General features: G+C 44.7%; 19 protein-coding genes and 14 tRNA genes (1 of these 33 cut by a window edge). 5 read left to right on the top strand and 28 right to left on the bottom strand.

Annotated elements, in window-relative coordinates:
- On the top strand, positions 1 to 652 hold the 3' portion of the coding sequence (locus tag DHBDCA_RS09975) for an ISNCY family transposase (protein ID WP_242824890.1). The gene continues 725 nt to the left of window position 1, outside the view; only the last 652 of its 1,377 coding nucleotides appear in the window; its start codon lies off the left edge, out of view; it ends in the stop codon at positions 650 to 652.
- Between the two features lie 113 nt (positions 653 to 765).
- On the opposite strand, the gene DHBDCA_RS09980 is transcribed toward DHBDCA_RS09975, so the two are convergent.
- Entirely contained in the window at positions 766 to 1,431 is a 666-nt protein-coding gene (locus DHBDCA_RS09980; RefSeq protein WP_015044081.1) for a prepilin peptidase, read from the bottom strand.
- A gap of 154 nt (positions 1,432 to 1,585) precedes the next feature.
- On the opposite strand from DHBDCA_RS09980, the gene DHBDCA_RS09985 reads away from it, so the two are divergent.
- Together DHBDCA_RS09985 and DHBDCA_RS09990 are read left to right on the top strand one after the other, a co-directional pair.
- On the top strand, positions 1,586 to 3,265 hold the full coding sequence (locus DHBDCA_RS09985; RefSeq protein ID WP_015044082.1) for a GspE/PulE family protein: 1,680 nt from the start codon (positions 1,586 to 1,588) through the stop codon (positions 3,263 to 3,265).
- A 35-nt stretch (positions 3,266 to 3,300) separates the two neighbouring features.
- Entirely contained in the window at positions 3,301 to 4,377 is a 1,077-nt protein-coding gene (locus DHBDCA_RS09990; protein ID WP_015044083.1) for a type IV pilus twitching motility protein PilT, read from the top strand.
- A 182-nt stretch (positions 4,378 to 4,559) separates the two neighbouring features.
- Here the strand turns inward: DHBDCA_RS09990 and DHBDCA_RS09995 are convergent, their stop codons facing one another.
- Both DHBDCA_RS09995 and DHBDCA_RS10000 read right to left on the bottom strand, forming a co-directional pair.
- Entirely contained in the window at positions 4,560 to 5,771 is a 1,212-nt protein-coding gene (locus DHBDCA_RS09995) for a hypothetical protein (RefSeq protein ID WP_015044084.1), read from the bottom strand.
- A 13-nt stretch (positions 5,772 to 5,784) separates the two neighbouring features.
- A complete protein-coding gene (locus DHBDCA_RS10000; protein WP_015044085.1) occupies positions 5,785 to 8,538 on the bottom strand; it encodes a methyl-accepting chemotaxis protein in 2,754 nt (917 codons plus the stop codon).
- 226 nt (positions 8,539 to 8,764) lie between these two features.
- On the opposite strand from DHBDCA_RS10000, the gene DHBDCA_RS15925 reads away from it, so the two are divergent.
- Both DHBDCA_RS15925 and DHBDCA_RS10010 read left to right on the top strand, forming a co-directional pair.
- Positions 8,765 to 9,163: a type IV pilin protein gene (locus DHBDCA_RS15925; RefSeq protein WP_015044086.1), complete on the top strand. Its 399-nt coding sequence runs from the start codon at positions 8,765 to 8,767 to the stop codon at positions 9,161 to 9,163.
- 266 nt (positions 9,164 to 9,429) lie between these two features.
- On the top strand, positions 9,430 to 9,852 hold the full coding sequence (locus DHBDCA_RS10010; RefSeq protein WP_015044087.1) for a prepilin-type N-terminal cleavage/methylation domain-containing protein: 423 nt from the start codon (positions 9,430 to 9,432) through the stop codon (positions 9,850 to 9,852).
- 289 nt (positions 9,853 to 10,141) lie between these two features.
- Here the strand turns inward: DHBDCA_RS10010 and DHBDCA_RS10015 are convergent, their stop codons facing one another.
- The 25 genes from DHBDCA_RS10015 to DHBDCA_RS10130 form a co-directional block, all read right to left on the bottom strand.
- Positions 10,142 to 10,792: a sigma-70 family RNA polymerase sigma factor gene (locus DHBDCA_RS10015; RefSeq protein WP_015044088.1), complete on the bottom strand. Its 651-nt coding sequence runs from the start codon at positions 10,790 to 10,792 to the stop codon at positions 10,142 to 10,144.
- A 68-nt stretch (positions 10,793 to 10,860) separates the two neighbouring features.
- Complete coding sequence (locus tag DHBDCA_RS10020; protein WP_015044089.1) at positions 10,861 to 11,394, bottom strand: PulJ/GspJ family protein; 534 nt, start codon at positions 11,392 to 11,394, stop codon at positions 10,861 to 10,863.
- A 29-nt stretch (positions 11,395 to 11,423) separates the two neighbouring features.
- Entirely contained in the window at positions 11,424 to 11,750 is a 327-nt protein-coding gene (locus DHBDCA_RS10025; RefSeq protein ID WP_015044090.1) for a type II secretion system protein, read from the bottom strand.
- 36 nt (positions 11,751 to 11,786) lie between these two features.
- Positions 11,787 to 12,971, bottom strand: coding sequence for a PilX N-terminal domain-containing pilus assembly protein (locus tag DHBDCA_RS10030; protein ID WP_015044091.1), 1,185 nt, complete (start codon positions 12,969 to 12,971; stop codon positions 11,787 to 11,789).
- A gap of 47 nt (positions 12,972 to 13,018) precedes the next feature.
- Positions 13,019 to 13,852, bottom strand: coding sequence for a type 4a pilus biogenesis protein PilO (locus DHBDCA_RS10035; protein WP_015044092.1), 834 nt, complete (start codon positions 13,850 to 13,852; stop codon positions 13,019 to 13,021).
- Entirely contained in the window at positions 13,852 to 14,409 is a 558-nt protein-coding gene (locus DHBDCA_RS10040) for a PilN domain-containing protein (protein ID WP_015044093.1), read from the bottom strand. The genes DHBDCA_RS10035 and DHBDCA_RS10040 overlap by 1 nt, the downstream gene beginning before the upstream one ends.
- 15 nt (positions 14,410 to 14,424) lie before the next feature.
- The gene (pilM, locus tag DHBDCA_RS10045) at positions 14,425 to 15,630 is read right to left on the bottom strand and encodes a type IV pilus assembly protein PilM (RefSeq protein WP_015044094.1); all 1,206 of its coding nucleotides are present in this window, start codon (positions 15,628 to 15,630) and stop codon (positions 14,425 to 14,427) included.
- 29 nt (positions 15,631 to 15,659) lie between these two features.
- Positions 15,660 to 16,868 carry a type II secretion system F family protein gene (locus tag DHBDCA_RS10050; RefSeq protein WP_015044095.1) on the bottom strand — a complete coding sequence of 403 codons (1,209 nt, stop codon included), beginning with the start codon at positions 16,866 to 16,868 and terminating at the stop codon, positions 15,660 to 15,662.
- A 490-nt stretch (positions 16,869 to 17,358) separates the two neighbouring features.
- On the bottom strand, positions 17,359 to 17,670 hold the full coding sequence (locus DHBDCA_RS15815) for a transposase (RefSeq protein ID WP_242824893.1): 312 nt from the start codon (positions 17,668 to 17,670) through the stop codon (positions 17,359 to 17,361).
- Positions 17,628 to 18,962 carry an IS1182 family transposase gene (locus DHBDCA_RS10055; protein ID WP_015044096.1) on the bottom strand — a complete coding sequence of 445 codons (1,335 nt, stop codon included), beginning with the start codon at positions 18,960 to 18,962 and terminating at the stop codon, positions 17,628 to 17,630. Before DHBDCA_RS10055 ends, DHBDCA_RS15815 begins: the two co-directional genes overlap by 43 nt.
- 361 nt (positions 18,963 to 19,323) lie before the next feature.
- Positions 19,324 to 19,397 (bottom strand) — tRNA-Gly (locus DHBDCA_RS10060).
- A gap of 5 nt (positions 19,398 to 19,402) precedes the next feature.
- Positions 19,403 to 19,479: transfer RNA gene (locus DHBDCA_RS10065), tRNA-Ile, on the bottom strand.
- A 1-nt stretch (position 19,480) separates the two neighbouring features.
- Positions 19,481 to 19,555, bottom strand: a tRNA-Asn gene (locus DHBDCA_RS10070).
- 6 nt (positions 19,556 to 19,561) lie between these two features.
- Positions 19,562 to 19,652 (bottom strand) — tRNA-Ser (locus DHBDCA_RS10075).
- A gap of 141 nt (positions 19,653 to 19,793) precedes the next feature.
- Positions 19,794 to 19,878 (bottom strand) — tRNA-Leu (locus DHBDCA_RS10080).
- A gap of 7 nt (positions 19,879 to 19,885) precedes the next feature.
- A tRNA-Thr gene (locus tag DHBDCA_RS10085) sits at positions 19,886 to 19,961 on the bottom strand.
- Positions 19,962 to 19,977: 16 nt separating this feature from the next.
- Positions 19,978 to 20,054: transfer RNA gene (locus DHBDCA_RS10090), tRNA-Arg, on the bottom strand.
- Between the two features lie 9 nt (positions 20,055 to 20,063).
- A tRNA-Gly gene (locus tag DHBDCA_RS10095) sits at positions 20,064 to 20,138 on the bottom strand.
- An 8-nt stretch (positions 20,139 to 20,146) separates the two neighbouring features.
- Positions 20,147 to 20,222 (bottom strand) — tRNA-Lys (locus tag DHBDCA_RS10100).
- 19 nt (positions 20,223 to 20,241) lie between these two features.
- Positions 20,242 to 20,317, bottom strand: a tRNA-Lys gene (locus tag DHBDCA_RS10105).
- 3 nt (positions 20,318 to 20,320) lie between these two features.
- Positions 20,321 to 20,395 (bottom strand) — tRNA-Gln (locus DHBDCA_RS10110).
- Between the two features lie 35 nt (positions 20,396 to 20,430).
- Positions 20,431 to 20,507 (bottom strand) — tRNA-Asp (locus DHBDCA_RS10115).
- Between the two features lie 165 nt (positions 20,508 to 20,672).
- A tRNA-Val gene (locus DHBDCA_RS10120) sits at positions 20,673 to 20,748 on the bottom strand.
- 43 nt (positions 20,749 to 20,791) lie between these two features.
- Positions 20,792 to 20,867: transfer RNA gene (locus DHBDCA_RS10125), tRNA-Glu, on the bottom strand.
- A gap of 85 nt (positions 20,868 to 20,952) precedes the next feature.
- Positions 20,953 to 22,617 (bottom strand): ribonuclease J, encoded by a 1,665-nt coding sequence (locus tag DHBDCA_RS10130; protein ID WP_015044097.1) that lies wholly within the window; start codon positions 22,615 to 22,617, stop codon positions 20,953 to 20,955.
- Between the last annotated feature and the right edge of the window lie 227 nt (positions 22,618 to 22,844).

Genomic DNA, 22,844 nt, shown 5'->3' on the forward strand with positions numbered 1-22,844 from the left:
AGAAACCAAAATTCTACTTATCATTGCCAAGTCTGCACAAGCTAAAGGGGGGATTGAAAGGCTCTGGGAAACTTTGCAGGATCGTTTGCCTAAAGATATGAAGCGTAAAGGCATTAATTCAATTGAACAGGCTAATGAATTCCTGAGGCAATATATTCCCTATTACAACCGCAAATTCTCCGTCCAGGCTGCCAGCATGGAAAAGGCCTATTTGCCCAAACAGGATTTGGCTGCATTTCAGTTAACCTTTGCTATACATGAAACAAGAAAGCTTGATTCAGGCCTTTCCTTTTCTTATAGAGGTCAGAAATACCGGTTGCCAATTTCTAAGGATAATAAAGAAATCCCTGCATCCCCTCATGACACGATTACTGTAGCAACCAGTAAACATATCGGAATGCAGGTTCTTTTCAAGGGCCTTGTGATTAAACCAGAACCGCTTAATACTCAGCCTAAGGAAAGTATAATACATATCTCTCAGCCGGACAACTCTACTAATTGCCTACCTTCTGAGACTTTAATTAAACCTAAAAACAAAACTAATTCCCCTTGGTTTGGCTATACCGAAATTTTCTATTCCAAGAAACTTAGGGATGACATTTCTGCTGCACAGTTATCACCCTATCAGGGTGACATTATCGCAGACTATTGACACAGCAAATCACATGATTCTTTCAAAAGAATTTATTGCCTGTTATTTTACGCATTTTCTTATTATTTGCGGCAAAAATACAATACATCTAATCTAAAAAATAATAAAACGATTTAGCGTATTAATAAACTCCAATACCACAAAATCATTTCATTGCCAAAAAGAATGCTTCCTATGATACCTATTACTAAAAATGGTCCATATGGAATCGCAGTCTTTAATTGTCCTTTGCCGCTGGCCAGAATAATCACCCCGAAGACTCCGCCGATGATTGACCCGACAAGCATTGCCCAAAGCGTTAGTTTCCAGCCCAGAAAAAAGCCTGCTGCGGCCATCAGCTTGATATCTCCGCCACCTATGCCGCCTCTCGATAATATATAGATCAGCAGCAAACCCAATCCAGCTCCAAAGAAGCCAATCAGCCTCTCCAGCCAGGAGACATCCCGATTGAAGAAGGCAAACAGAATGCCCAGAACCAGAATCAAGAGGACAGTCCAGTTGGGGATCAACATAGTCTTAAAATCGACGAAAGCAATCAGCAAAAGGATGGAACCAAGAATTATAAAACCCAGTGTCTCCACAGAAAAACCATACTTCCAGAATACAGCGCAGTACAGCAGCGCATTCAGGATTTCCACGACCGGTTTGGATGGGAAATTTCTGTGTTCCTCATCCATGTTTCTTCTAATTAATATTTTCAAAAATCTTCCGGCAGCAATCCCGACGATAAATAAACCCAAATAGGTCAGCCAAATATGTTCCATAAAAAACGTTTCCATCCAAACACTCCTTTGACCTTTCTTTCCTCAAGAGTATCCAAATTCACAGGATTTGTAAATATTAGTAATTCTTCTTTCTTTTTTATTTACACTATAATACAATAAATGAGAATAGCCAAAATATAAACAATAATTTTGCAATTGGAGAAAAAATATGCCGGAAACGATGCGGAAATTGGGACAGCTTTTAGTTGAATCAGAGGTGATTACTACTAAGCAGCTCGAAGATGCCTTGGAGATGCAGTCCAAAACCTCTAAAAAACTGGGCGAGATCCTGATTGAAATGAAATCCATTACAGAAAAACAGCTACTCAGAGTACTGGAATTTCAATATCATATTCCATACTATGATCTAGGTGAAACTCCGATTGATCCTCTTGCTACGGGACTGATTACAGAAGGAATGGTCAGAAAGCATTCCTTGATACCGATCAAGAAGGAAAATAATGTGCTGATCGTTGCCATGGTCGACCCGCTGGACTTTTATGCGATCGATGATGTCAAACGGGCCACCCGTCTTGACATTAAGCCTGCCATGGCTACCGCGTCGGATATCATGAATGCGATCGAGCGCTATTATGGCAAGGAAAGCGCTGAAAAAGCGATTGAAGAACTGAAACAAACGTATGACCTTGTTGACTTTTCGGGAATTGACGATCAGTTTGGCGATGAGGTGACGAATGCCCCTGTCGTAAGACTGGTTAATTCCGTGATTCAGCACGCGATCAAGACCAATGCCAGTGACATTCATATTGAACCGTCTGACAATGAAATGCGGATCCGCTACCGGATAGACGGAGAACTTCAGGAAGCCATGAAAACATCTAAAGCGGCTCACCAGGCCATCGTCACCAGAATTAAGATCATGGGGCAAATGGATATTGCTGAGAAGCGCCTGCCCCAGGATGGCAGAATCGAAGTCAGCATTGACGGCAATAACGTCGACCTCAGGCTTTCCATACTTCCGACTGTCCACGGAGAAAAGATTGTTATCCGCGTGCTTGGAATGAGAAACAGTACATATACCAAATCTGAGCTGGGCTTTACTGCTGAAAATCTTGAGCTGTTTGACCGGATTATTAAAAGTCCGAATGGGATCATCCTTGTTTCCGGCCCCACCGGTTCCGGAAAAACGACGACACTTTACGCAGTCATGCGGGAATTGAATAAACCAACTGCCAATATCATCACCGTAGAAGACCCTGTTGAATACCGGATGGATGGGATTAATCAGGTTCAAGTCAATACCAAAGCCGGCCTGACTTTTGCCTCAGGACTGCGGTCGATTTTGCGTCAGGACCCCGACATTATCATGATTGGGGAGATCCGTGATTCGGAGACAGCCCAGATTGCGATCCGTTCAGCCATCACCGGCCACCTGGTCTTAAGCACTATCCACACCAACGACGCAGCTTCCTCGATCCTCCGGCTTGTCGATATGGGAATTGAATCTTATCTTGTTTCTTCCGCTGTTGTCGGCCTGATGGCACAGAGACTTGTCCGTAAAATATGCACGAAATGCAAAACTTCATACCGACCGGAACATGCGGAAATGATGCTGCTGAAACTGCGAGAACCCCAGCCGCTATACAAAGGGACTGGATGTCCTGCCTGTAATTACACAGGCTATCACGGCAGAACTGCCATCCATGAAATCATTCCGATCAACAAGGATATCCGCGAGATGGTTAACCGGGGTGTAACTCCTGATCAAATAAGACATATTGCCGGCCGCTTTGGCTATATTTCGCTTCGTGATACCTGTACCCGTCTGGTTCTGGACGGAACCACCACCACGGAAGAATTATTAAAAGTAACCTATAGTATTGAATAGACTGATCAAATCTATTTATGTTGAGGAGTGTTTGTATGAATCTAAATATCAGGGACTTACTTTTAATGTCATTGGAACTGAAAGCTTCTGACCTCCACATCACAACCGGCCTTCCCCCAATGTTCAGAATCAATGGTATCCTGACTCCGATGGCAAACGCCAAGTATTTGTCTCCGTTGGACACCAAAGAGCTTGTCGACGAACTGATGGATGAACCCGTGAAAAACCGTTTGCAGCAAAAGGGAGAAGTTGACTTTTCCTATACGATCCCTGGTATCAGCCGTTTCAGGGTTAACGTCTACAGCCAGCGGAAAAGCATGGCAGCCGCGATCAGGGTCATTGTTCCTGATATTCCAAGCATAAACGAACTGGGACTTCCCGATATCCTGAAAGACCTCGCGATGAAACCCAGAGGTCTGATCCTGGTCACAGGTCCGACCGGTTCCGGTAAATCCACTACCCTTGCTGCCATGGTGCGCCATATGAATACGCACCGCAACAGTCACGTCATTACCATCGAAGACCCGATCGAATATTTGCATGCCCATAATCAATGTATGATAAACCAGCGTGAGATAGGTGACGATACCCATACCTTTGCAGATGCTTTACGGTCTGCACTGCGTGAAGACCCCGATGTTATCCTGGTCGGTGAAATGCGCGACCTTGAGACGATCAACACGGCCCTGATGGCTTCAGAAACAGGCCACCTGGTCTTGTCCACACTCCATACTTCATCCGCAGCGACTACCATTGACCGGATCATCGATGTCTTTCCGCCGAATCAGCTGCAGCAAATTAAAGTTCAGCTGGCATCTGTTCTTCAGGGCATTATCTGCCAGCAGCTGCTGCCTACTCTTGAGGGTACCGGACGTGTTGCAGCGATGGAAGCTCTCATCGTCAATGACGCTGTCCGGAATATGATCCGCGAAGGTAAAACCCACCAGATTGATACGGTCATCCAGACTGGCATCAAAGTCGGTATGGCCCCGATGGATTATTCTCTGGCGAATCTGGTTAAGCGGAAGATGGTAACCCTCGAGGAAGCAAAATCGAGATGTGTGAATCCAGAACTGTTCTCGAAGTATCTTGATCAGCCGTATATTTTCTAAGTTAAAATAGGGGCTTACGGCCTGGTGCTTTCGCATCGTGCTTCACTGGCCGCGAATAGCACCATCGTTAGTATTTTGTTTATAAAGCAATAAAATAAAGCGCCCTGTTCGGAGTATAAGAAATATTCCGGGCAGGGCGTTTCTTTCACAATTAAGTATATCATCTATGGGTAGATCATCTATTAATAGATCTTTTCCCGAAAGCGGGATATCGCATGCTTGAACTTGACCGGCCAGATCTCCTCGCCCCTGCGGAGCAGTTCCCCCATTAGCTCCGCAACATATAGCTTACCAACTCCGGTAAGATTTAAAACCAGAATATCTGAACTTTTTTCTTCAATGATAACATCTCTGGCCTCAATATCGGTCTTCCTGTGGATCAAGCGAAGTTTTTCCCCTTCTTGCAGGGTTTCAAGCTCCATTTCCAGTGTTGATTTTTCCATCAACCAGGAATATTCGGCCATCTCTTTCAGATTTAAGATGCCGAATTGTCCAAAATCAAGAACCATGATCTGATCGTCATGGTAGAGCCCGATATGCTTCAGTTCCTGATAATACCTGCTGTAAATCAGATATTTCCTGCTATCTGAGCCAAAGAAATCTTCCATCATGTCCAGGAAAACCCACTGACGGAATTTTGCAATCAGATCCACATCGATACTCGCCCATAGGGATGACTTATCATCTTCCGGTAGGCCAAACCTTTGGAGCAGCTTCCGGTTGATAGACCTGGAAGGAGCCTGCGTCCAAGGCTGATCAAGATAATTAATGACCACAGGCACTAAATCCGGTTCAGAATCCGCATCAATCATTTTTAAAAAATAATCCTCATTTAAAAGAAAGCTTTCCTCATTTCCAAACTGAAAAAACCTGCGGATCACCCCTTTGCTGAAAGGACTGTCTGCAATCAACCTGTATCTCGAGATCATCAGGGAAACCATTTCCTCATTTTGATGAATCAGATTGACCGCAACTTCAATAATATCCTTTTCCTGATCAAACAACTCATGCAGGAGCTCATCACTGCAATCCCTAGAATTTGCTGCAAGCCTTGAAGCCTTTCTCATTTCCGGAAGCTCACAAAAATACTGAGTGAGCGCCCAGATCAAGCCAATCAGCCTTGGACTCATCCGCAGTTTAAGGATCTGAAGAATCACGGACTTCATTTCCGGCCTGTCATCCTGTATCAAAGCGACAAGACAATCCTCAAGTTCCCTTTTGCCCAGGGAAAAAGCATAGCTCTCCAGAGAGCCCTGGAATCTGCTGAAATCGTCTTTAAATGTTCCAGGCTCTGGATTCCGGCTGACCCGCTCCGCAAACTCGTGCGGCAGTAAAACGGCCTCACGCAGAACATCCATTGTGCTGTTTAATCGTTCCGGGGTAAACCTCTGCATACTTTACTCCTGTTTACTGCTTCGTTCCTGTTTTTAAAGCGCTCTGCAGCGCTTCTGCAGAATCTCTGATACTTTCAAGGATGGTGGCCAGCCTCAGAGTTACTTCCCCGAGACCCTTGTCAAAATCTGCAAAGGTTCCGTTGATCCCGTCCTGAATCCGCTCATTAAATTCCTGTACGGACAGCCTGAGATTTGCAGACAGATCGGCCACGTCAATATTAATTTCTTTGGCGTAGAGACCGATACTGCGGGAATTCTCGTCCATATTTTCAACCAGTTCCTTAATCCCTTTATCAAAGAATTCCAGTGCCCCGGAAGAGTTGTTCGTAATTTTGCTGATGATCTCGGCCGTTTCTGATGAGAAGGAGGCTAGTGTCTTCTGAATGCTGAAATCGAGCTCGTCCAGGGTCTTCGAAGACTGCTCCGCGATCCGGGTGAAGTAGTCGTCATACAGATCTTTCATTTCTGCAGTCCTGACTGCCAGCTTCTCCACGATCTCTATGCTTTCACCCATAGCAGCCCGCATACTTACTGCCAGATTTTCGCCCATGGAATCAATGGACTTATCCATCCTGCTAAGCAAATCGCCATAAAGATCAGACGCCTGACGGCCTGCCTTTTCCAGCATATTTTTGCCTTCGAGCGATACCTCCGCGGCCATATCAGCTAGTTTTTCCGTTGTCTGCAGGTTGGAGGCCATGATTCTGTTACTGTAATCCGACAAACGTTCATCGGTTATCGCTATCAGCCGACTGAGCCTTTCATCCAGCTCATAACCATATTTTTCGCGGGACTCTTCCATTTTGGTGCTGACTTCTGTGTATCCTTCAACCGCCCTGACAAGATCTCCGGAGATTTGCAGATTGGAGCTTTCCAGCTTGGTTGCCACATCACTGAACAGCTGGGAAGCGCGTTCGTTGATCTGTTCCAATAAATTGCTGCTTGATAGCGAGAAACCCTCCGCGACTACCGTCAATTTTTGAGCTGTCAGCGTATGGGATCCCATGATATTCTCCGTGTAGCCCGCCAACCTTTCATCGGTTGCCTTGATTAATTGACTAAGCCTGTTATCCAGTTCTTCACTGTATTTTTCACGGGACGCTTCCATTCTGTTGCTGACCTCCGCATATTCCGCAACAGCCCGAGCTAGGTATCCGGAAATCTGCATATTGGAATTATCCAGCTTGCCGGTAATCTCCGCATACATCTGGGAAGCCTTCTCATTGATTTGCTCCAGCAGCTGATTGCTGGATTCAGAGATCTCAGTTACGGAAGAGGTCAGTTTATCCATTGCCAGTGCACCGGAGTTCAAGATCCGGCTACTGAGATCCGAGAGGCGCAGGTCAAGACTCTCGATCATTTTCCCGATCCGCTCATCCGTCTCCTCACCGTGCAGTTTTCTTGATTCCTCGATCCCTGCAAAAATCTCCGCGTATTTTTCGACTGCGCCGGTCAGTGTTTCGGAAATCCTGGTGATGGATTGATCCATATGCCCCTGCAGGGTACCCGTCAGCTCTGCAATCCCGTTCTGGACCGATTTCACTTGCTCCATATTCCCTTCGAGCAGCTGCAGCGACTGCAGCGCCATGGCATCGGCTTTATCCATACCTTGAACTGCATACGCCCTCATCTCAGCAGCAACTGTTTCTGCCGCCCTGACGCTGTCCAGAGAGGCCCGCAATGCTTCTGAAACCTGTGTCTGGACTTTACCGGCTTCATTCAGTGCATCAAGAGACTGTACACAAAGTTTTTCCTGGGATTTTGCGTTTTGTTCGGTCGCTTCCTGGATCCTGCTCATACCTGATACAACGGTTTCCAGAGCCCCGGCAATCACTGTGGTCTTTTCCGTAAACGTATTCAGCCTGTCGGCCGTAACCGCAGTGACTTTTTCGGTAAACGTCTGCGCGAGTTCCTTCATTCCGTTTTCCTGCCTGGTAATCAGCGCATCTGAAAGATCGCTCAACACGCCTGAAGTCTGCTTTAATACCGGCGTAATATTCTGTTCGATGGCTTCCCTGAACTTATCTCCAAGCATCGGCGCCATTGTCTCTGTCTCAAAGGAATCCAATCTATTTTCAAGCCGCTGAACCGCCTCCTGAAAAGCCAGGGTGTTTTGACGCTGGCTCTCGACTAAGAGACTGATTTCAGTAGGTTCGGAGATCGGATTCAGCCATCCGGAAAGCTTGTATTGATATTCCCATAGCCCTTTCCTAGTTCTCTCTAGACTGGCTGCATCGGCCACTTTAAACAGAAAGACAATTACGGAGACCGCTGCGAGCTCCAAAAGCAGGATGCCAAGGCTCCTGATGATGCCTTCCGGTGTCACCGTCCCGTCAAAACCCAGAAAATACAAAGAGGGATATAGCAGCGACCCGGCAATACCCAGAATAAAAAGAGTCAAACCTGCGCGCTCCATCATCTGCCGCCCGCACGGGATATTGATCATATTGTTTTCATTAAAGTAATACGGAATGTCCGGACAGATCTCACCTTTAAGCCTATCTGCATATTCCCGGTTATATTCTTTCCAAAGCGTTTCTAAAACCGGGTTTCCTGTTTTAGAGGCCATATCCAGCAGCGTGTCCATTCTGCCCTTTTGATCAGAAGGCAGCTTCTTATCCGCATTACTTATCTGTTTAAGGCCCTTGGCCAGTCCATCAAGACATACTATATCGTATTTTATGTAAAATATTAGTGCTATGAACAGCACCAGCAGCAATGTTCCGCTTAAGACCATTATATCTGTCTGCGTCATCATGGCAATCATTGTTCATATCCCCCTATGCTTCTATATCTATGGTCTATTATATTGCCCAAATCCTGCCAGGACAATAGATTTTTTGATTTGTAAACTAATTGTAAATTAATTGTATGTATTTTGTAAAATATGTAGAATGATGTCTAAAAAGAAAATCCACAGGTATAATTCAAACGTCTAGACCTTGAGGACGACCTCAAAAAATTACGATAATAAAAAATTGGAGGAAAAAGAAATGTTAAAGAAAATGTGTCTTCAAATGAAAAAGAAAAACAAAGGCTTTACACTAATTGAGCTGATTGTGGTTATTGCGATTCTGGGTATTTTGGCTGCTGTGTTGATTCCGCAGTTTACTGGATTCCAGGATAAAGCCCACAGCACACAGGTAATGGTTGAAGCTAAACAGATCGCCACTGCCGCAGACAGTCTTTATGTAGAGCTGGGAGCAGCACCAACAGCAGCTCAAATTGTTGCAGTAGCCGGACCTGATATTGCCGCAGCTGATATCACCGTTGGTGCTGTAGGTAGCGGACATGTTGGATTTGTCTATGTCACAACAGTAACTGGTTCAACTAAAACATTTACCGCAACTAGAAATGCAGCCAATAACTATTCAATTGTCATTACCTATTAGTAGGTTTGTCTTATAGCAAATTATAATTTAATTCAAAGAGCTAACAGATTAACCTGTTGGCTCTTTTCTTGGGACATACATACATTTAACTGTAAAATAACATAAGTTACAACAATTTCCCTGTCTCTTATACATCCGATATTTCAGTTAATTGAATTAATCATGACTTTCTTCGAAGTGATTTCACTCTTGATGAATAAAAAGATAACCTGTTCGTCTAATAATAGTTTGGTGAATATCCAGAATAATATTAAGGGGAAAAGAGTATGCACCAAAATCTCGCTAATCAACTACTTATAACCCCACAAAAAAAACTAAACCGCGGCTTCACACTTGTTGAACTGATTTTAGCTATTGCAATTATTGGTATCCTTGCGGCAGCTGTGATTCCAAGCTTTTCTGGTTATCAGGAAAAAGCAAGAAGCACTCAAGTTTTGCTAGAGGCAAAGAAAATTGCCACTGCAGCTGATGGTCTTTTAGGGGGAGGGAAAACTTATGGTATCGTTGCTTCTACAACCGTGTTTACGGATGCTGATATTTTAACCTTAGCTGGCTCAGATATTACAGGGACTATTTCATCCGGGTCTGTTTCAGGTGAGCATTTTATCTTTACCTATGACAAAACTATAGGTACAGCAGCTTATACTGCTTCCCGGGCTGCTACGGGGAAATTCAATATCACTTGGTAATAAATAATTCATGAATAGCTATGTAGAATACCTATAGCAGATCTCTACTTCAAACAACGTATTGATAAAAGAAAAGAACTTGCATTGAACTTTGCTAGTTCTTTTCATATCCTTAGGTAAGAATACTTCTTTAAAGATTTCATAATAGTGCAAAGGTTATCAAATATCCGGATGTTGTTATTTTATCTTACTGATAAAGAGCTAGCAAATTTTAATTACCAGCTCTCTAGTCTCTATTAATATTCTCCCTTAATATCTTTATACTTCGATCCTTCACCCTACTTACCTGTCACTGAGAGATTCCCAGCTGCGAAGCGACCTGCTGCTGTGTCATATCTTTAATGAAAATCATTTGAACCACTTTTTGCTGGATATTCGTTAGCTTTTTTAATGCATGGTAAAGGGCAAGTTTATCCTCAATCGGAAGGTGAAATGTCTCATAGGCTGTACTATGAATCCTTGAAGCATCAATCTCATCAAAACTAACAAAGCCCGCTCTCATAACTTCGATAACACTTTCTTCCTTAATTTTTAGCTCTTTGGCAATATAATCTGTACCCGGTACATCGCCGTTTTCTTTCATATATTTTTGAACTTCATGTTCTACTTTGGCCTGAAGCTCAGCAATGCAACCCGGACGGTAGAAAGATGCTTCTTTACGCGCCAGATGACGAACCTCCCCCATGATACAGTGAGAAGCAAACGTCATAAATCTAGTCTCCCTATCGGGGTCAAAATTACGCAAAGCTTTCATTAAACCCAGACTGCCAGCCTGAAAGAGATCGTCCTCGCAGCAGCCTCCGCCGTAGAGCCTTGCAAAATATTTGATCAGTCCCTTGCCTGCTTCAAGCACCTTTTCTGCTGATTCTTTATCTTTATGCTGATAGTAGTAGGCTGCTGCTTCATTGATCGTTTGATTCACTTGTCCGGTTTCTTCCATACTACACTCTCCATAGGATATGATCATCCAGACTATTTACTTTACTAAAATCAACTGAGTAGGCTGCCCTACAAAGAAGACGGCAAGGTATACGAGAAACCGATACAGGAGCCTGAGGCGGTCGGAAACGTGCTTTTATGATAATTCAGCAGAATGACTTCTGTGGTGACATCATAATTGGCATCATCTTTATCCCTAATTGTAAAAATGACCGAATTTGATTTGCCTGTGTTTGCAAAAGAAATCATAAATTTTTGGGTGCTATCAACTCCGGGCGCAGTGGCACTCGTTCCATTGTTATTGTAGTGGAAGAAACCTGAAGCATCCAGGTAAATATCGTTTCTGCCGGTGGCAGCGGTAGGCGTACTCGTCAGGAAGGTAAATGAATTGGCATAGCGTATCTGCTTGCTGATAAAATCGGCAGCCATGCGCACCTGGTATTGCCTATCGGCATTTACTTGTCCCTTGTGGAGAGCGGTTGTTCCGAATGTGATCATCGGGTAAATGATCGCCACGACCAAAGCCATGATTGCTGTGACAGCCATCACTTCAAGCAAGGTAAAGCCCTTGCTCTTCCTTTGTGTTTTTATGCTGAATTTCATGGGCTCCCCTCCTAGTCGTCTAAATTCTTTTATTTTCCGGGCTTGAAGTAATCAATCGAAACTTCTTTTCCGTTCACAGTAGCACTCTCGGCAGGCATTACTGTACCACTAGCCGAAATCGTCGTCGCATCGGGCATCGTGATTGTAATCGTGGAAGGCGCTGCATTTATCGTATTGAGCTCTACCTCCACCTGGGACTGGGCTGTGAATGACGCATCATTGCGGTCTCTGGCCTGGACGATGACCCGTATGCCCATTGTGAAAACAGTAAGAAGGGACACTCCCATCACACCGATGATCGCCAGAGCGACAATGATCTCAATCAGCGTAAATCCTTTGGCCTTTTTTCGAAGCATTGCGGTATCCCTCCTTAATAAATTATTATATTGCCATTATTTAAGCCAAGCATCCCTTTGATACGTTTCAGCACCAATGATATCGTTCTGGTCTACCGTTGTGTCATTTGTTAATGTTACATGGCTGTTAGAAGTATCATCATATGTTCCTATTACCATTTTCCCTAGAAAAGTACCATTACCACCACCTGTTATATTGAACGAGGCATTTGGAGCATAAATACTCAGATGCTGATATGAAAAATTACCGCTGTTATCTGCAATTTGGTTGGTTCCATTATAATATAGATATAATGTGTTGCCATCAGGGACGTTGACTTGTGACCCCAATGTAAAATTAGTAATTGTATCCGATATCAATATGTGAAGCTCTCCGCCCCCACCTGCAGGCCATGTTATATTGGCCATGATATCACTCAAATCAGTAACCGCAGTCGCAAGTACATGGTTGCCTGGGTCACTTGGGGTCGCGGTGACAACATATGGTGTTGGTGGATTATGGCCATGTCTTGGTGTCCCTAGCTGTGAATTATTATTTTCAGTTGGAAAAAGGTCCGTCTTGGTATTAGGAAATATAATTTTTTCATTAAGTCTCTGCGGAGTTCCACACATAGGATCTACGGAGTTATTTAAATATGTCTGAGTAGCATCCGGTCCCAAAATTACATTTCCATTAACCGGGTTCCTGCCAAAGGTAATAGAACCGGCATTTGTCCCAATATCACCATTGACGGTGATATTGTTACCTAAACTCATACTGTCATTGGCAAAAATTGTTGTATCTAATACTGTCCTTAAAGCCTGCTTTAATGTTAAACTTACCTTGACCGGAAGTGTACCAGTGGCGGTCGTCCCTGTGGACTCTAACAGCAAATCACCTCTGTATGGTCCGCTGGGTATCCGGCTGACATTCACTTGGAATGAACTAATAGTAGCCCCGGTCCCGATCGTTCCGGTTCCAGGTAATGTCTCAATTTTAAAGATCAGATCATCGACTACTCCTGAAATTGTCGTATTATTGCTGCTTTGTTCTATGATGTATGAAGCCATGGCATCGGCTCCGGAACGTGCGGCATAGTAGGCCCGTTTATTCTCAACCTGGTTCGCAACCATCTTGGTTTCCCCGTAAGCAATACTCAGGATCGCAGTCCCCAGCAAAGATAAAACGACCAGCAAAACCATCGTCAGCACTAATGCATAACCATCCGATTTTTTTTTCACATGACTCCCTCCTTGTATTCCTATTATTGAAAGAAATCATTGTTATCTTAATTGAAAGGATCCGACTTTCCGTAACTGCCTTTAATCGTCCAAGCGTTGAATGGATCCTCGCCGTTATCAACTTTTTCCACCGCATAGAAAGATACAGTCAGTATGAATTTTAGTCCTTTTTCATCTTCCTTGGCTTCGACGGCTTCCAGCGCAATCGCCCGGTTTAGTTTTTCCAGGCTGGTGACGACTGTTCGGTACTGGGCGTAGCTTCCTGTAAACTCAATTGTTGTAGGTAACCGGAGCACCGCATCGGCAGGTAAAGTCTTCTCTTCACCGGTAGTGGCGGTACTCTGAGAAGTACCTGCAGCAGAAGATATCTCTTTTGCCGGCTGGTCACTATAAGCCTGGTTAATGGTATTCGCTTCTTGCTGCAAGGAATAAGCCGGAAGCAGATAACGGTTGTCCTCCGGCATCACGACCCCATTAACTTCGGGGTCAGAAAACTCGAGATTCGTCAACGTCGCGCCGCTTCCCTTCACGATTTTCTCAACGAGCAGCACGTACTGCTCCTTATACGGGTAGACGCCGGGGAAGAAGGATTCAGAAGCCTCCATTCCGTTTGCTAATTGCGTTTCATAGGCCTTGACGATGCTTTGTTCATTTTCCAGGTCGCTTTTGGCTGCGGCTACTTTTTGTTTCATGACTTCTTTATCGGCTGTTAAACTTTCAAGGCTGGCACTCATCGGAAGGTAAAGGACATAGTAGCTGATTGCGATGATAATCACAACCCCGAGAACCATCAGCAGCTTTTTATCCCGCTCGGTGATTTTGGCATCGAGTGATAATCTCCCAATCTTTTTCCCCTGCAAGTTTGGTTTCTGCAGCTTCATTATTTAGCCACCTCCTTCAATTCGCACAGAATGGAAAATTCATAGGCGGCTGTTTCTGTACCACTCTGAATAAACTGTACCTGCACCCTGGAAAAAAGTTCTGTTGCCTCCAGGTTATGGGCCAACTCGGCCACTGTCGCCGATGCCGGTACAGTGCCCTGCAAAATCACTTGATAGTCTTTGATTTCCAGAGATTTCAGGCTGACTGCTGCCGGAATCGTCTTTTGAATTGTATTCAGGAATTCACTGCTGACTTTAGTGGCCAGCGTAATTTTTTGTTTAGCCTGATTTACTTGCACCGTATAGGTGATTAAATTCTCGGTTGCTGCTTTCTTGGCCTGAATGTCTGTCAGCTTCGCTTTGTTTTCCGGAGCATTCAGAAAGGCCTCGCCTTTATTAATCGCGTAAGAACAATAGAGCATCCTTGCTCCCATAATGCCGTAGAACAGTACAACAACAAGAATTACGCCGAGAATGGCTCCGTAGGATCTTCTGATTTTTTTCTTCTGGGCCAGTTTCTGTTTTTCAAATGTTGAAAAAAAGTTAAAATCATTCATTTTAGTCACCTGCTCTCAAAGCCTGATCAGCGCAGCGGAGGCATTAACATAGTCTCCGGGTGCCTGTTCATGGTCAATATACTGAATGTTACTGATCATCTGAAGCCGGTCAACTTTCAAACCGAGCCCCTGTGACAGGTACTCTGGTATTCCTGTAAGACTGGCTCCTCCACCGATCAGGTAGATTTGGCTCAAATCCTTAGAGCCGCTCCTGTTCGCAAAAAACTGCATAACCTTTCGGATTTCTTCGAGCAGTTCTCCGTAAAGCGGTTTCACAGCGGCTAGTGCTTCCTCTTTAGTAAAAACTTTTCCTTGTTCTATGGGCCGAATCCCTTCAACCGTGTTCTCAGCTGAATCGGAAACAGGTTCTTCCATATTTTCGGTTAGACCTTTCTTTTTAATCACAAATGTATGGCCTTTCTTTTTTACGGCAAGGGATCTGTTCTCGGTTCTCTCCGTTACGCCTGCTTCCGAAGCAATGCGCTCTTGTTTATCGGAAAGAAACTCCAGTTTCTTTTCTTCAGCCTTCTCTTCGGATAAGGCAAATAGGCCTGCAAGCAGGCGGTCCACCGCTTTTCCACCGAAGCTGATTGAGCGGAAGAAATTCAGGCTGCCCTGAGAGATCAGATAGATCATCGTCCCGGAATATCCAATATCTAAAATGATATAGTTGTTCGACAAATCGTTGTTAATCGCAGTCTGTTCGTTGAAAATTTTAGAAATAACATTCGCGTGAATGTCCAGGGCGACTGGTTTCAGCTTAAGGCTATCAAGAAGGTCGTAATACGCATGCGCTATTTCCTTATTCATGACCGCTGCCCGTACCTTGACTTTTTTCATTCCGCCGGTCTCTGTCTCACCGATCTTGCGGTACTCGACCAGATCGGTATCCGTCATACCGAAAAATTGAATAATTTCATTCTTAATCATTGCTTCGAGTTCTTGCTCATTTCCTGAAGGAACCTCAAATTCACGAATAATCACGCTGTTGGAGTTAAACGTGATCAGGGCATCTTTAGTGGAAGTATTCAGAGAAGCAAGCACTTCCTGCATGGCTGAGGTCAGTACTTCTTTATTCGTAATCAAACCGTCAGAGAGTACGCCTTTCGGAAGCCCGATGCTGGCACTTCGCAGTATTCTGACAGTATTTCCTTCCGTCTGGCCGACAACAGCGTGAATATTTCTTGTTCCAAGATCAAAGGACAGATATGCAGCAGTCAAGTATATTCCCCCTCTTATGTAAAATTTACTTAAATATTCTGATAGGCGCCATACATCGCCGAAACAATCGACAGAACAATAAAGCCGATCACGACCGCCATCACAACGATCAAGGCCGGTTCAAACAGCGCCAGCATACGCTGAATTGCCACATCAGCTTCCTCGTCATAATAGGCAGACGTTCTTTCCAAAATACTCTCCAGTGAGCCGGATTCCTCGCCGATGCTGATCATGGAATAAATCATCGGCGGAAACACCCCGATCTTGCGGATGGACTGCGAGATTGTCGCTCCTTTGCTCATATCCTCTTTGGCAGCTAACAGACCGTCACTGACTACTTTATTCCCAAGCACTTTCGCGGTGATTTCTATACAGTTCAGCAAAGGAATCCCGCTGCTTAACAGCGTGGAAAGGGTACGGGCCATCCTGGCGGACATGATCTTGATGGAAGTCGACTTTACAACAGGGATTTTCAGTTTCATTCCATCCCATTTCAGTCTTCCAGAATCGGTCTTAATGTATTGTCTTGTTGCAAAAACAACCGCTGCAATCACAATAATTAAAATGTACCAATAAGACCTCATAAAGTTACTGATTCCCATAAGGATTCTGGTTGTCAACGGCAGGGTTGTGCCGGTAGATTCAAACATGGCGGTAAACGTCGGCAGCACAAAAGTCATCAATATAATAACCACAATGATCATTACGCCGGTTAAGATGGCCGGGTATGTCATGGAAGAAATCATTTTTGTCCGAAGCTTTCGTTCCTTTTCAAAATGATCAGTCATCTTATTCAGTACGAGATCGAGCTTACCGCTAGCCTCACCGGACTCAATCATATTAATCAGGATTTCAGGAAATGCCTGCCCCTGCTTGCGCATAGCTTCGGAAAGCATGTCCCCTTTTTGTACTGCTTCATAGACTCTGAGGACTACAGCTTTAAGCTTTTTGCTTTCTGTCTGCTGGTAAATGACATCGAGGGCTTTAATGACCGTTACACCGGCTGTTAACAGCGCATGAAACTGATTGCAGAATACGACAAGATCTTTGACTTTCAACTTGATCGGCTTGTCCTTACTGATCGCCTTTTGGACATTTTGCCGTTTTTCATTGACTTCGATACAGAAAAGCTGTTGCTCTTTGAGCTGCCGGTAAAAGTTCTGAATACTGTCGGCTTCCAAAACGCCTGTCGTTCTCTGGCCGGAAAAGTCTTTGGCGACATACGAATATAAGGGCATTATTTCACTTCCTTTATGTCAATTTTACATTTTTTTTACATTTATTTTACATATTTTTTACATTCTTTCATAACTCTTATATTTCATTTTTAGAAATAATTATACAATTTTATTATACTACCAAATAGTATAAATTGTAAGTTTTTTCTTTAATTTGTCATTGACAAAATCTTGACAAGTTATACTTCTGGTAGTTCTCTTCACTCTTATCTATTACTTCATACCTCAACTCCGCAGGTGATGGGAATCGCTCCGCTTCACTAATTGGCCTCTGCCAATTCGCTCGCTATCACGCCGGGGTGGAAAAATGCTTCCATAGGTCGCATTTGACGGCCACGGATGGCCTAATGCCGTGATGCCATGGATGGCAAGGAACAGCGCTACCCGTTCGATTCCCATCGCCTCATAAATAGAAGGGGGCGTAACGAAACTTTAGGTTTCGGTTGCGCCCCCTCACTTTTTATGGTGAATTTTTTTAAAATTTAGTTTCCTATCCAGTGATCAACGCCATTTTTCTCATATTATGAGCGATGCAATGTAATCCCCACTCAATTTTAACCTTTTCTAGCCCTTTTAACAGGAATCTTCGCATACCGTGATTCCCTTTAATGTCTCCAAAGACGCTTTCAACCTCGACCGGCCTCAAGCTCCTCATGCGCAAACCTTCTTCTGAACACAAATTCCTGCGGGCCTGTTCTTTATAGGCATTCAGTTTGCGATTGACATATATTCTTCTGTTAGCGTATGGATCGGATGACTTCACGCACTGGTTCCGATGAGGACACCGGAACAATTCAGGCATTCATAGATTCGGATCAAACTCCTATAGCCATTGTCACTTTTTTGGTGCCGCTCGTATAAGAAAATGAGTGTTCTCCCATAACCGCAGATATATTCATCATTTTCATGGTCATAGGTGAAGTTCTGTGGTTTCGTTATGTCTTCTTTCCATTTCTTACTGGCTTCTTTGTGGAAGGTATTATATTTGACATAAGACACAAGCTTTTTCTCCTGCAGATAGTCGTAATTTTCTTCGCTGCCATAGCCGGCATCGGCAATAATATTCTTTGGTAATTCCCCATGCAGGAGCGTTTTTAATTCTTCCAGGTGATCCTTCATACAGCTGGTATCGCCCGGTCTCTGATGAACACTGTAACCGACCACAAACTGGTTCTCCGTCCCGATCTGGACATTGTAACCTGGCTTTAACTGACCGTTTTTCATATGGTCTTCTTTCATTCGCATAAAGGTGGCATCGTGATCTGTCTTGGAGTAACTGTTTCTTTCTTCCAGGATCAGTTCTTGCTGTTCATATTTCTGCATTCTTGGCAGATAATCTTTCGTAAGGGTGTTTCTTGTTTTCTTTAACTTTTTGGTTTCAGCATCTACTGTCTCTTCTTCCGATTTCTTAGCCAGTCTCTCGTCAATTTTCCTTACGGCTTCTTCAATAGCCTCTGAGTCAATGGGCTTGCCATTGCCTAGCTCTTCTAAATCACTGTCGCCGTATTCCGCATTTTCTTCTTCATTGATCTGATCGATTTCTTTAAATAATTCCCGGCATTTCTCCCTTAACGCTTCTTTATAGCGCTTCGTGGATTTGCCCCATACCCAACTGTATTTATTGGCATTGGCCTCAATTTTTGTCCCGTCTAAAAAATAATTTTCCAGCTTGATGTATTTTTCTTTGACTAAGAGTTCAATAACTTCAGCAAATACTTCTAGAATAACCTCTTTCATCCGTTCACTCCGGAAGCGGTTAACTGACATGAAATCCGGCTGATTGCCGCCGCACAGCCACATATACATAATATTTTCACGGGCCGCTTTTGCTATCCGGCGGCATGAAAAAACCCTGTCCGTATACGCATAAACCAATAACTTGGTCATCATGACAGGGTGAAAGCTGGAACGGCCGCCTCCAGGATATTTGGCAAACAAGGGTTCGAGATTCATGCGATCGATAGCACGATTCACAACTCGGACGACATGGTTTTGAGGAATCAGGCTGTCGATGCTTAACGGCAGTGTTTGTTGTTCCTGCACATAAGGTTTAAATACTTTCTTGGTATGTACTTTCTGCCCTTTCTTAGACATTCAAATACCTCCAAATATGGCAATATTTATATCCATAGACATTATACCACATTCACGTCAAAAATATCTCCCTATATCTGCTGATTTCTTCAAATATTGCAGACTTGCACAGATTCACAAGCGGACGTTAGTGGCAGCAGCGTTAAAAAACAGAAATCCGCAGCGTTAAAACATGCCAACGGTTAACTTGCAGTAAACAGCGGGGTTTTGGCATGTTAGCGAGGGTTTCTGTTTTTAGCTGCGAGAACGGGGGAGCGGTGGACTGTGCGAGTCTGCACTACCCCAAAAAGAAAAGACGCCATTTTTTTAAATTGACGTCTTTCGCTTGGGGCTAAGTTGTGATACAGCCCCTTATTTTCTTTGGAGCGGGTGATGGGAATCGAACCCACGTAACCAGCTTGGAAGGCTGGCACTCTACCATTGAGTTACACCCGCATGTTTGGTAGCAGGGGGGGGATTTGAACCCTCGGATGAGCGGGTATGAACCGCTTGCCTTAGACCACTTGGCTACCCTGCCATGGCTCCCCGAGCTGGATTCGAACCAGCAACCTATCGGTTAACAGCCGATTGCTCTACCGTTGAGCTATCGAGGAATATGCTGGCGGAGAAGGAGGGATTTGAACCCTCGCAGCAGTTACCCACTCTAACGGTTTAGCAAACCGTCCTCTTCAGCCACTTGAGTACTTCTCCGTAAACTACTGATTGGTGCGGAAGGCGGGACTTGCGCCGCGTGCTTTCAGCACGCTATCACGCCGGGCCTAAAAATGCTTCCATAGGTCGCATTTTCTTTACGGCCGTTCAAGGCCCTTCTTCCGATGAAAGCTTCATAATTGGTGCGGAAGGCGGGACTTGAACCCGCACGGTGTTAACCACACGCCCCTCAAACGTGCGCGTCTGCCAATTCCGCCACTCCCGCATAAAACTGGAGCCGTTAACCGGGATTGAACCGGTGACCTTATCCTTACCAAGGATACGCTCTACCTACTGAGCTATAACGGCGAATGCCTTTGAAAGATGGTGCGCTCGGAGGGATTCGAACCCCCGGCCTTCTGATTCGTAGTCAGACGCTCTATCCAGCTGAGCTACGAGCGCATATTTTTTTGGAGCGGGTGACGAGATTCGAACTCGCGACTTTCACCTTGGCAAGGTGACACTCTACCACTGAGTTACACCCGCATGATAGATGGTGAGCCATCCGCGACTCGAACGCGGGACACCCTGATTAAAAGTCAGATGCTCTACCGACTGAGCTAATGGCTCGGAAATAATATTGATTTGATGGTGGGCCATCAGGGGCTCGAACCCTGGACACCCTGATTAAGAGTCAGGTGCTCTACCAGCTGAGCTAATGACCCGTCTGGCTGGGGTGGCTGGATTTGAACCAACGAATGCCAGAGTCAAAGTCTGGTGCCTTACCGCTTGGCGACACCCCATCGGTTTCAGGATGAATTCAGAACCTGATGAATAATGGCGACCCCGATCGGATTTGAACCGACGATCTCCTGCGTGACAGGCAGGCGCTTTAAACCACTAAGCTACGGGGCCAATTCGATATTCGAGGCACGACGTTCGATATTCGATATTCGATATTCGAACCTTCGTATTCCTCTGCAGTAAGTTTCCCGATGTTCAGTTCGTACCTTCCGCTCTTCAAGCAATATCTTAATATGCTTTTTCGAACTTCGCGCCTCGAACTTCGAACTTCGAGTTTGGTGGGCGATGACAGGATCGAACTGCCGACATCCTGCTTGTAAGGCAGGCGCTCTCCCAGCTGAGCTAATCGCCCTTATCTGATGTTCGGGGAAAAACCACGAACGTCGGATTTTAAATGGTGACCCGTACGGGATTCGAACCCGTGTTACCGCCGTGAAAGGGCGGTGTCTTAGGCCGCTTGACCAACGGGCCAAAATTGCGAGAACATTTGATAGTATAGCTAAATGCGAAAACATTGTCAACCCGTTTAGGAAAAAAATGTTCGAACTTGTTGAACTTATTTCACTTCCTGAATAATTGGCAGGATGACCGGTTTTCTTTTCGTTTTTTCGTACAGATGCTTGCCTAGAACGTCTTTAATCTGATTTTTGAGTGTGACCCATTCAATAATACCGTTCTCGAGGCAGCGTTCGGTGGTCTGTCTGATTTTCTCTTTGGCCTCATCCAGCATCGTCTCGGATTCTCTGACATAGACGAATCCCCTGGTCACAATATCAGGCCCGGCAACAATTTCATTGGTGGAACGGCTCAGCGCAATGACTACGATTAGAATACCGTCCTGAGACAGCTGTTTGCGGTCGCGCAGCACAATATTGCCGACGTCCCCTACGCCAAGTCCGTCCACTAAAATTCTGCCGGATGGCACTTTTCCAGCGATACCTGCTCCATTTCTGGTGAACTCAATGACACTTCCATTTTCGGCAATAAAAATATTTTTGTGCGGAATGCCAAGCTGTTCGGCAATCTGACCATGCTTGATCAGCATGCGGTACTCACCGTGCACAGGCACAAAATACTGCGGTCTTACCATATTCAGCATCATCTTTAATTCTTCCTGACTGCCATGACCGGAAACATGGACGCCTGATGCTTGTTCGTGGATCACATTGGCGCCGAGTTTAAACAACTGATCGATGGTCCGGGCCACCGATTTTTCATTTCCCGGAATCGGACTCGCCGAAATAATCACCGTATCACCGGGCAGGATTTCGACCTGTTTATGATCGCTAGAGGCCATACGAGAAAGTGCCGACATCGGTTCTCCCTGGCTCCCTGTTGTAATAATGCAGACCTGATTCGGCGGCAGCTGGAGAACCTCTTCTACATCGACCAGCGTTCCTTCTGGAATGATCAGATATCCGTATTCAGCAGCGATTGAGGCGTAATTCTGCATGCTCCTGCCGACAATGGCAACCTTCCTGTTCGTTTTGAAAGCAGCGGTGATGACCTGCTGCACGCGATGGATATTCGAAGCAAAGCTGGCTAAAATGATCCTTTCCTTGGCGGTGCGGAATACATCGTCAAACATCTGTCCGACCACTCTCTCCGACATCGTAAAGCCAGGTCTTTCTACATTCGTGCTGTCAGACATTAAGCAGAGTACACCTTTTTCACCCAATTCGGAGAATTTATAAATATCTAGGATCTCCGAGGTAACGGGGGTATGATCCAGTTTAAAATCTCCGGTATGGACGATCACACCGAGGGGTGTATGGATAGCCAGACTCACAGAATCAGGTATGCTGTGGTTGACCCGGATAAAATCAATTTTAAAAACGCCAAGCTTGATACTCTCTCCAGGATTGACGACAGTCGATTTAAACCGGTTGACATTGCACTCCTTTAATTTGGCCTGGATCAGTCCCAAGGTAAGTTTCGGCGCAAATACAGGCGCGTCTATGTCCTTCAGAAGATATGGGAATGTGCCGATATGATCTTCATGACCATGGGTCACCATAATCCCGAGCAGCATGTCCTTGTTTTCGATGACATAGGAATAGTCAGGGATGACCAGATCAATTCCGGGCATGTCATCTTCAGGAAAAGCCATACCGGCATCAATCATGATCATCTGGTTGTCATACTTTACCAGCGTCATGTTTTTTCCGATCTCACCCAACCCGCCTAAAGGGATAATTTGCAGTTTGTGTTCTTTTGGCAAAGGCAATACCTCCATTGATTTATATATTTAACTTTATTAATTTCAATTGTAATCCTATTAATTTGTAAACCTAGAGAATACAATAAGATACCCCGAAGTACCTGAGCAGGATAAAAAAGACTAAAACAAAAAAACACAAACAAAAATAGAAACAGGTAAAAATACCTCTTGGTTTCTTTGATTCCGTTATTCGGTTAGCCGTACAACACATTAGATTTATTATAGTA

It is taken from the genome of Dehalobacter sp. DCA (genome assembly GCF_000305775.1).
Lineage (GTDB): Bacteria > Bacillota > Desulfitobacteriia > Desulfitobacteriales > Syntrophobotulaceae > Dehalobacter > Dehalobacter alkaniphilus.

Excerpts from the sequence above, each read along its gene's own strand:
- DHBDCA_RS09980 (WP_015044081.1), bottom strand. The coding sequence starts at position 1,431 with ATGGAAACGTTTTTTATGGAACATATTTGGCTGACCTATTTGGGTTTA.
- DHBDCA_RS09985 (WP_015044082.1), top strand. The coding sequence starts at position 1,586 with ATGCCGGAAACGATGCGGAAATTGGGACAGCTTTTAGTTGAATCAGAG.
- DHBDCA_RS09990 (WP_015044083.1), top strand. The coding sequence starts at position 3,301 with ATGAATCTAAATATCAGGGACTTACTTTTAATGTCATTGGAACTGAAA.
- DHBDCA_RS09995 (WP_015044084.1), bottom strand. The coding sequence starts at position 5,771 with ATGCAGAGGTTTACCCCGGAACGATTAAACAGCACAATGGATGTTCTG.
- DHBDCA_RS10000 (WP_015044085.1), bottom strand. The coding sequence starts at position 8,538 with ATGATTGCCATGATGACGCAGACAGATATAATGGTCTTAAGCGGAACA.
- DHBDCA_RS15925 (WP_015044086.1), top strand. The coding sequence starts at position 8,765 with ATGTTAAAGAAAATGTGTCTTCAAATGAAAAAGAAAAACAAAGGCTTT.
- DHBDCA_RS10010 (WP_015044087.1), top strand. The coding sequence starts at position 9,430 with ATGCACCAAAATCTCGCTAATCAACTACTTATAACCCCACAAAAAAAA.
- DHBDCA_RS10015 (WP_015044088.1), bottom strand. The coding sequence starts at position 10,792 with ATGGAAGAAACCGGACAAGTGAATCAAACGATCAATGAAGCAGCAGCC.
- DHBDCA_RS10020 (WP_015044089.1), bottom strand. The coding sequence starts at position 11,394 with ATGAAATTCAGCATAAAAACACAAAGGAAGAGCAAGGGCTTTACCTTG.
- DHBDCA_RS10025 (WP_015044090.1), bottom strand. The coding sequence starts at position 11,750 with ATGCTTCGAAAAAAGGCCAAAGGATTTACGCTGATTGAGATCATTGTC.
- DHBDCA_RS10035 (WP_015044092.1), bottom strand. The coding sequence starts at position 13,852 with ATGAAGCTGCAGAAACCAAACTTGCAGGGGAAAAAGATTGGGAGATTA.
- DHBDCA_RS10040 (WP_015044093.1), bottom strand. The coding sequence starts at position 14,409 with ATGAATGATTTTAACTTTTTTTCAACATTTGAAAAACAGAAACTGGCC.
- DHBDCA_RS10050 (WP_015044095.1), bottom strand. The coding sequence starts at position 16,868 with ATGCCCTTATATTCGTATGTCGCCAAAGACTTTTCCGGCCAGAGAACG.
- DHBDCA_RS15815 (WP_242824893.1), bottom strand. The coding sequence starts at position 17,670 with ATGCCTGAATTGTTCCGGTGTCCTCATCGGAACCAGTGCGTGAAGTCA.
- DHBDCA_RS10055 (WP_015044096.1), bottom strand. The coding sequence starts at position 18,962 with ATGTCTAAGAAAGGGCAGAAAGTACATACCAAGAAAGTATTTAAACCT.